This window comes from Microbacterium hydrothermale, from assembly GCF_004854025.1.
Lineage (GTDB): Bacteria > Actinomycetota > Actinomycetes > Actinomycetales > Microbacteriaceae > Microbacterium > Microbacterium hydrothermale.
The window spans coordinates 61961-70955 of the sequence record NZ_STGM01000011.1 but is presented as its reverse complement, the minus strand read 5'-3'; the positions used below and the strand labels follow the sequence as shown (position 1 = coordinate 70955).

5 protein-coding genes are annotated in these 8995 nt (G+C 65.0%); 2 read left to right on the top strand and 3 right to left on the bottom strand.

Annotation, left to right across the window (positions count from 1 at the left end; genetic code table 11):
• The coding region (locus FB047_RS16205) for a chaplin family protein (protein WP_136588242.1) at window positions 1–710 on the bottom strand (710 nt) is incomplete at its 3' end.
• Window positions 711–788: 78 nt separating this feature from the next.
• On the bottom strand, window positions 789–1898 hold the full coding sequence (locus FB047_RS16200) for a hypothetical protein (protein ID WP_136588241.1): 1110 nt from the start codon (window positions 1896–1898) through the stop codon (window positions 789–791).
• Between the two features lie 592 nt (window positions 1899–2490).
• On the opposite strand from FB047_RS16200, the gene dnaB reads away from it, so the two are divergent.
• Complete coding sequence (dnaB, locus tag FB047_RS16195) at window positions 2491–3858, top strand: replicative DNA helicase (protein WP_136588240.1); 1368 nt, start codon at window positions 2491–2493, stop codon at window positions 3856–3858.
• A gap of 1821 nt (window positions 3859–5679) precedes the next feature.
• A complete protein-coding gene (locus FB047_RS16190) occupies window positions 5680–6609 on the top strand; it encodes a MamI family restriction endonuclease (protein ID WP_136588239.1) in 930 nt (309 codons plus the stop codon).
• 1 nt (window position 6610) lies between these two features.
• Here FB047_RS16190 and FB047_RS16185 read toward each other — a convergent pair whose 3' ends face one another.
• Window positions 6611–8584 (bottom strand): N-6 DNA methylase, encoded by a 1974-nt coding sequence (locus FB047_RS16185; protein ID WP_167494273.1) that lies wholly within the window; start codon window positions 8582–8584, stop codon window positions 6611–6613.
• Between the last annotated feature and the right edge of the window lie 411 nt (window positions 8585–8995).

Here is an 8995-nt window from a genome sequence, read left to right as displayed (position 1 = left end):
GGGATGATGGCCTGGTTGCCGCCGAGGAGGCTGTCGGTGCCGTCGGTTTCGACGTCGCCGGTGGAGCCGTTGCTGGTGCCGGTGGTGCCGCCGGTGGTGGTGGCGTCCTCGGTGTGGCTGTCGCCGATCACGGAGACGGCGTTTCCGCCGATGGTGACGGGAACCTCGACCGGCGCGACGACCTGGTTGCCACCCGCGACACTGTCGGTGCCGTCAGTGGTCGCGGAGTCCGCCGGCGCGGGCACCTCGTCGGTGTAGACCGGCATGACGTGCAGCGGGGGCTGCTCGGGAGCCGTCTCCGGCTCGGGAGCGGGCTCCGGGGCCGGCGCGGGGGCCGAGGTGTCGGCATCCTCGCTGTGGCTGTCGCCGATCACCGAGACGGCGTTTCCGCCGACGGTGACGGGCACGTCGATCGAGATGATCCCCTGGTTGCCCGAGGCCACTCCGTCGCCACCGTCGGTGGTGGTCACCGGGGCGGCATCCGGTGCGGGGGCCGAGGTGTCGGCATCCTCGCTGTGGCTGTCGCCGATGAGCGACACGGCGTTGCCGCCGACGGTCACGGGCAGGTCGACCGAGATGCCGGCCTGGTCTCCCGAGAGCAGACCGTCTGCTCCCGAGGTCTCCGCGGCATTGGCGATGCCGCATCCGAGGACGGCCAGGCCGCCCCCGACGAGCGCGCCCAGCAGGGCACGCGAGTAGAACTTGCGCATGAGTGTTTCTCCTGTGTGTGAATGAGGGTGCGCGAACGCGCGGGGTCGTGTGCCGTGCGGGGCACGGCGCGACCGTCCTCAGTCAGGAGAGACGTCGGTGGCGAAGACGGGGCTCCCCGGCAGATCGTCGTCGACGTCGTGGCGGAGAGCGAGAAGCAGCAGCCCGGCGCCGAAGGCGGCGTCGGCGGGCGTTGCGACGGGGGAGGAGCCGGCGGAGGAGCTTCCGGATGCCGTCGACGAGGCCGGGACGCCCGACACGCTCTGCGCGGCGAGAGGCGCGGGAGCGTCGGCGGGAGCCGCGGGCGATGCCGGGGCGGCGGCGACCTGCGTCGAGGGTGCGGAGTGCGCGGCGGCGGTGAAGAACGCGGCGGTCGCGCGGGCCTGCGCGGTGAGCGCATCGCTGGGGGCGGCCGGGGAAGCCGTCGACGGTGCGCTCACCGCCGGCGGGGGCGTGGTGTCGGTCGTGGGGGTCGCGGCCGGGGCCGCGACGATTCCGCCGAGGTCGACCGGCTCGATGGGCATCGGGGTGGTCGGGACGACGGGGGTGATCGGGGCGACGGGGTCGACCGAGGGCAGCTCGCCGACGATCACCGGAACCGTGCCGTCGACGGTGTCGCCCACGTCGGTGACGACCTCGCCGAGGCCCGTGTCGCCGACGATGGGTCCGACCACGGGCAGCGTCTCGACGGTGTCGACGATGGGTTCGACGATCGTGCCGACCACGCCGGAGTCGACGACGTCAGACACTCCCTGCGTCGTGTCTTCGACGACGGTGTCGACCGTGTCGAGCGCTCCGCCGGTCACGTCGCCCGCGGTGTCGGAGACGGTGCCCGCCGTGTCGGCGACGGTGTCGGTCACCGTGTCGGCGATCTCGGTCACCGGGGCCGCGACGGGCTCGGGCAGCACTTCTGAGACGGTGTCGGTGACGGATGCCGCGGTGTCGGCCACGTGATCGGCGACGGGCTCGACGGCCTCGGTGACCGGGCGGGCGACGTCGGCGACCGTGTCGGTCGCGTCGTCGACGGTCGAGGCGATCCCGCCGAGCAGACCCGATCCTCCGCCGTCGTCGGCCGAGGCCGACGTCACCGACAGGATGAGAGAGAGGAGCGCGAGAGCGAATGCCGCGCAGGCGCCGACGATGAGCAGTCGCAGCGCGTGCGACACCCTTCGTCCCGCCATGGCATCCATCGATGCACCCCCCAAAAGAATCGTCAGCGATTCTGCGCGGGCCACGGTACGCCTGCATCCGAGGGATCGAAAGGGTATGGGTGAAATCCCAGTAGTCGAAAGGTGACGGCCAGGTGACCGCCGACACGCCGGATGGGAAAAAAGATTTGACAGCGGGGGTCTCGGATCGGTAGGGATTCGGCGAGTTATCCCCCGGGTTGTACACATGTGGACGCCCTAGCGCACAACCTTCAAGCCGAAGTTCACGCAGGTTTTACGCAGGAAAGCTGTGGAGAGATTTACAGCCGGTCAGGAGTGGTTTCAGGCGCCAAATTCGTATCCATCCACCGAGTTCTCCACAGTAGTTGTGCACAGACGTGGCGGCGTTTCCCGCAAACTCTCCACAGAGTTATCCACAGGTCTGTTTGCATGTGGAGACCGTGGTATCTAGCGTGGGTGCAGCCCCTCGGGCATCCCCTTCACCACCGACGCGCGTCGATGTCGGATGTCGGTGATTTCATGCTGGCGAGGTCGTCCCACCCGCAGCGTTTCCGGTCTCCTCACGCGCGCGCGTGAGGCGGTGACGGGGCGTCCGAGCACTGAAGGAGAGCACGTGGCCATCGCTGACATCGCCGAAGACCGTCTCGGAAAAGCACCCCGCCCCGAGCGCACGCCGCCGCACGACATGCTGGCCGAGCAGAGTGCGCTGGGCGGCATGCTGCTGTCGAAAGACGCCGTCGCCGATGTGATCGAAACCCTGCGCGGTCCGGACTTCTACGTGCCCAAGCACGAGCTGATCTTCGAGGCGATCCTCACGCTCTACTCGCACGGCGAGCCGACCGACGTCGTCGCCGTGACCGACGAGCTCATCAAGACCGGTGAGCTGCAGCGCGCCGGGGGAGCGGACTACCTGCACACGCTCACCTCGATCGTGCCGACGGCCGCCAACGCCGGCTACTACGCGTCGATCGTGTCGGAGCGCGCCATGCTGCGCCGCCTCGTCGAGGCCGGCACGCGCATCGTGCAGATGGGCTACGCCGGCGAGGGCGACCCGGTCGAGCTCGTGAACAGCGCGCAGGCCGAGATCTACAACGTCTCGGGCGACGACAGCGCCGAGGACTACATCCCCCTGACGGTGGCGGTGGATGCCGCGGTCGACGAGATCGAGGCCGCTCGCGGTCGCGACGGGTCGATGACGGGCATCCCCACCGGCTTCGCCGGTCTCGACCAGCTCACCAACGGTCTGCACCCGGGCCAGATGATCGTGCTCGCCGCCCGCCCCGCCATGGGTAAGTCGACGCTCGCGCTCGACTTCGCCCGCGCCGCCGCGATCAAGTCGAACGCCCCGTGCATCTTCTTCTCGCTCGAGATGGGGCGCAGCGAGATCGCGATGCGCCTGCTCAGCGCCGAGGGAGCCATCCCCCTGCAGAGCATGCGAAAGGGAACCCTCGACTCCCGCGACTGGACCACCGTCGCCGCCACCCGCGGCCGCATCAACGACGCCCCCCTCTACATCGACGACAGCCCCAACATGACGCTCGTCGAGATCCGCGCGAAGTGCCGTCGCCTGAAGCAGCGCGAGGGGCTCAAGATGGTCGTCATCGATTACCTGCAGCTGCTCACCAGCGGTAAGCGCGTCGAGTCGCGTCAGCAGGAGGTCAGTGAGTTCTCGCGCGCGCTCAAGCTGATGGCGAAGGAGCTGCAGGTTCCCGTCATCGCCCTGTCGCAGCTGAACCGTGGCGCCGAGCAGCGCGCCGACAAGAAGCCGGCCCTCTCCGATCTGCGTGAGTCGGGCTCGATCGAGCAGGATGCCGACATGGTGGTGCTGCTGCACCGCGAGGCGGCGTACGAGAAGGACTCGCCGCGCGCGGGCGAGGCCGACCTGATCGTGGCGAAGCACCGTAACGGGCCGACCGACACCATTACCGTCGCGTTCCAGGGGCATTATTCGCGGTTCGCGGATATGGCGCCGGGGATGTGATTGTTTACCCTTTAGCTGCTTTTTGAGATATTCATTTCGCGGGTGAGGTGTCCGCGAGGTCCACCCGACTCGAACATTGAGGCCAGCGTGGGAGTAGTCTCCTCGTCGGGACGACTTGGATCGCAGGTAGCGGACGAACGTTTCGCCCTCGGGTCGGTTACCTGAGGTGAGCCTTGCTCCTAGAGGTTCATGGACGAGGACGATCGTGTCCGCGTTCACGTCACAGTCAACGGGCGTTGAGAGGCACAGGCTGGATGCGTACCGCTCGTCAGCGCCGCCCCCACTGCACGTCGATCAGCGCCTTCTGCAAGCTGGGCGATCGAGCGCTATCGTCTCGACCACGGCGCCCTGACCCTCGACGGGCCTGCTCTGCTCGATCACGTCCTCCTCGATCGGCACATGTCCGCGATGGAGATGAACGACCTCATTCGACTCGCCGCGCGAATGATGCTACCCGCCGACGTGGGATCCTCAGCTAATCGGTGTCTTGTTTGAGATTGACGCGGAAGCGTCGCCAGCGCCTCTCCGGACCGGATGCTGCGGTCCTGACGCTCACCACCGGTTCCGCCTCGCACCGGGCAACACCGTCATTAACGCCGGCGACGCGCGCGGAGATCAAGCGGCGTGGTTCGACATTCTCACAGAGCTCGTTTTGACTCTGAAGGACAGCATGGTGACGTGTGCCGAGATTCCGGTCGCGGCTGACTCAGATTGGATGTTGTGAGGGCGGCAGGCGAGTGCTTGTGGATTCCGATTGTGACGGGGGAGGGGCTGGCGAGGGTGCCGGATGGTGGGCAGACGAGGAGCGGCGCCTGTGGACGCTCTGTCTCGGCTGGAGCGTCCTGCCGCGCAGCGGCCCGGCAACAACCCGGCGCTGAGCGGGACCCGAGTCAGTGGGCCCGATTGAGCGGGAGGCCGACATGATGTGCTGCCGCATGGCGAGGCCGATTATGAGTGTTACTCACCCCGTGTGGACGAGTTGGTTCTGATCGTGGCGAAACGTCGTATCGTGTCGACGGACACGATTACTGTACGTTCTAGGGGCGCTGTTCGGGGGCTTGGCGCGGATATGTGATGCACGCGCTGCTGAGGACGCTCTCATGGGCAATGTAAATGAGGCGCGCGGGCCCGGGGAGAGAAGAACACTGAAGGGCCTCTACGGGTCGCGTTGTGCCAGGTGGGAAGGAGCCCAGGGATGGCTGCTCACGATCGCCGCCGTCCTCATTGTCGTGGCGTACGCAGCGCAGATTCCGGCCGAGCCGATGATGCTCCCGGAGTTGTCCGCGGGGCCGTTGTGCGGCTAACTTGGCCCACCATTGTGTGTGACTATGTCGCGCGATGAGTGATTACTGAGAACCGTTCTCGACGGTTTGTCCGACATCGGTCGGACTCGCCGTTCGTTGCCCTACCCATGTTGCGTCCTCGTCGGCTCATGCGATTTCTGAGTGAGTTTGCGATCCTCGGTCGCGACTGTGATGGAGCGCCGTCCTCCACCACCCCGCGGTGAAAGCTTGGTGAGCCGCGACCACCTCAGCACGTCCCTCGTGCGATGTGGCGGCACCGTAGGCGGGGTCTTCGCAAATGAAGCGGTCGCAGTTTCGCGCACAAGCACCGGTTTGCGCAGTGTGAGCACGGGTGTATGCACCATCCGCCCCACGATGCGAGGAGGAACTCAAAGCGTTCGCAGCAAAGGACTCGTCGGCTGTACGACGCAGCGGCACTGGTTTTCCCAGTGCCAAAGCTCGCCGCGAGTTTGCTATCGCAGATTGATCCTGGATACTTTCCTCAGAGGGTGCCGATACTGCGACGGGGGAGTGGCAGATGCAGAATGCGGTAAATCAGGCCATCATCCAGGGGATTCGGGTACGTAGGGAAATCTTGTCGTCCCTCTCCTACGAGCAGCGTGTCGTGCTCCTGGAGGACTTGTTCGTCGACCTGTTTGGCCACCAGCATGTGATGTTGCAGCGCTGGGCAGCGTTGACCGGACAATCCGCGCAGGTCGATACGGGCTACATCGCACAATTCGTGGCGTCAATTGTTCTTGGTGAGCCCGGTCAGGGTTTCCGCGGCAAGGGCGACGACCTAGCGGACGGCAGCGAGGTCAAAAGCGCCGCCAACATCTCAGGCGTCGACCGACCGAGATGGAACCACAACCTGGGATCGTTGGACGACGACGAGCGCCGCCGGGGGCGAAACCTGCAAACAGCGGGCGATGAGTACCTCGGCGTTCCGCTGATGTTCTATCTGCTGGTCGACCGGCCGCACGGGGTTGCAGATCCCGCCCCTATCCGCATCCGGGCTTGGTGTATTGACGCTCAGCAGGATCGGGACTGGCGGTCCCTTTTTGAAACGTTTCTGGCCTCGCGCTCGGGGCGCACATATAACTTTCAGTTGCACCCACCGGTCGGTTACGACGATGACGTCGTTGTGAACACGCTTGGGAATCTAGATTTTGCGGACGTACTCATATTCGACGCGCGCCTAAGCCTTGCTGACCGCAATCGTCCTAGCGTCGATTGGCACCTTCCATTACCTCAGCGTGTACTTCCCATCGCTGGAAGGACAAGGGCGCGCCAGTACGATGGAAAGGGCGCTCGTCCTACTCGTCTTACCGGCACGGCGGACGTCGTGCTAGGAACGAAAGATCTGGGCGCGCTCTTTCCGGGAGTCCTCGACCCGTGTGATAGCAATGACCTGGTCGTCATATCTGAGATTGAGACCGATGCCGACGTGCGGCAGGAGTGCAGCTGATCTAGAGCGAACGCCGGAGTGCGGTAAGCCGCAGCCGAGAGGACTCGATGTTCCGTACTTCGCGACGCGAACGCTCACCGATTTCGGCTATCTCCGACGGCGTCTTCTGCGGAACGATAAGAGCGAGCACGTCCTCGGGCCCAATGCGTCGCCGTGAGCTTGAAGTTCCGGTCCCGAGAGGGCGCAATTGAGCCTGAACTCGCGGTTCGTACAGAAGAGCTAGCAGAGCGTACGGATCAATGGAGGGTTTGAACACACCGAACTCGGCGCTACACATGACGGTCGGATAGTCTTCTGCGATGACTGCCGCACGCAGCTTGGAAGGGTTCAGTAGCGAAACGAGGACGTCCCCGGCTGACGCCCACTGACCCGGAGTAGTGGGGTTGTAGTCCAAGGTCTCGTTCCAGCTCACGGTACCAAGTTGGTCGACATGAAGAATAGAGACGAAGGGCTCACGTTCACGGATTCGTCTCCTCAATCTGGGGGCCGCGCGAAGAATTTCGCCGAGCTCCATTCCGCCCTCGGCAAGTAGGCTCGCGCGACCCTCAATGGCCGCGGGATCCAGCCGGCTCGGGTCAACGCTAGCCAGCCCATCGCTCGGCACGGACGCTACGAGTGGTGCTCTCAGCAGTGTGTGGACCGCGGGCCCAAGAAGGGGGCGGCTGAATGTGGCACAGATTGACTTAGAGACAGCCTCCAATTCGCTACCCGCGGGATCGGCGACCGCCTTTCCCGCTTGCTTCAAGAATCCGACGTGATCCACTCGAGCAAGCACCGTGTGGGCGCGACGCGTTGATCTCTGAATGAAGACCGCGCTGGTTTTCGCCACCGTGCCGCTCAGAGCGAACGTTGGCGTCGGAAGGCTGATCGAGGCGACGACGGAGAAATCGGGCCGCGTCAGGAAGTCCGTAAATGTAGAGCCAGATAAAAGCCCGTCCGGCAGCACGATTCCCAGAACGCCCCCGTCCGCCAAAAGATCTAGGCAGCGGGCCAAACCGGCTAGTGCAGGGTCGATCGCGTTGCCTCGAACCGGCAGGAGTCGACGCGTGCGGACGATGCCTTCCGAGTCAGTGTATTTCCCTCCACCGAACGGGGGATTAGTGAGGATCAGCCTGAATGATCCCTCTACCCGGTCAAGGTGGGGGTCGGTCATCGAGTCGCGTACCGCCCAGGCGCGTGGGTGCTGAGCGCCGTAAAGCATCAGGTTGAGTGCGGTCTTCGCCACAGCAGTCGCTGATTGGTCAGCGCCGACAAGACCGTTCTCGAGCAGTTGTCTCAGTGCTTCTGAGTCGTCGGGCGTTCTGGCGGACGCCACGTCGAACGCCGCAACGAGGAAGCGTCCAGTGCCACAGAAGGGGTCAAGAACAACCGGGGAATGACCGTCCCATTTGTCCGTGGGGTCCGCAATCGAAAACGCAACCTCCGCCATCATTCGCGCGACTCCGCTTGGCGTCAGGAAGGTGCCCAAACCCCCCGCGTGATCGTATCGGCCGCTGAGGAAGGCGTCGAAAGCGGTTCCCATCGGGTCCCCGACTCGCGAGTCACCGCTTACCACGACGTCTACGATGGAAACGGCCTCCTGTAGCACCTCGGCGTTCATCAACCGAAACGGCTCGTCCAGTGGCCATAGGGGGTGGCCGCCTCCCTCCGCATCGCGAACGTGAAACTCGCTGCGGCTTAGGGCGTCGGTGAAAGCCCTCTTAGCGGCGGCTACCAGCGGCTCGCCTTCTATGCCGCCCTGGAAGAGGCGCGCGGCCAGACTCGTCGAGCCATGGTCCCCTTCACGCACTGCGACGAGGCGGAGGAAAAGCAGCTTTCCAACCTCCTCGATCGCGGCGTTCGTAGGCCGGACGCCGCCTTTCGTATAGAGGAGCTGGTGTAGGCGGTCGAACTGGGCTGCGAGCTCAAGTTCAGACTCGGACACGCTGCCCGCCGTGCCAAGAAGTGGGCGAGCGAAGGTCTCGGCGAGGGTCAAGGTGGATCCAATCGTTACAGCAATTTTAGGAGGCGCGCGGGGGTGTGTCAGCCGGGCCACCGATTGGTGCTCGCACGAGGAGCCTGCATCAGTGGCATCAGTTCGAAGTCTGTTTGTCTCGGCGGACACAGACCGCATTCCGGTGGCGACGATGACGTCGAGTATGCACACGCGCCTGAGGCTCAGCGGAGCATCACGAGGTGCGGGACGTGGCGCACGTGCTCTTCGATTTGATCAGCACCGACCTCTTGGCACGCTGAGGAAGACTGGGCGGTGCGGGGCGGGGCGTCTGATGGGGACCGTGTGGGTGGCGCGGGCTTTAGCGTTGCTCTACCAGACGTCCTCGTTCTGTGAGCGAGAACATGTGGATGTCGACGCGGTTGGCACCGACTTCGGTGACGGCAGCCCGGG

Excerpts from the sequence above, each read along its gene's own strand:
- FB047_RS16200 (WP_136588241.1), bottom strand. The coding sequence starts at position 1,898 with ATGGATGCCATGGCGGGACGAAGGGTGTCGCACGCGCTGCGACTGCTC.
- FB047_RS16190 (WP_136588239.1), top strand. The coding sequence starts at position 5,680 with ATGCAGAATGCGGTAAATCAGGCCATCATCCAGGGGATTCGGGTACGT.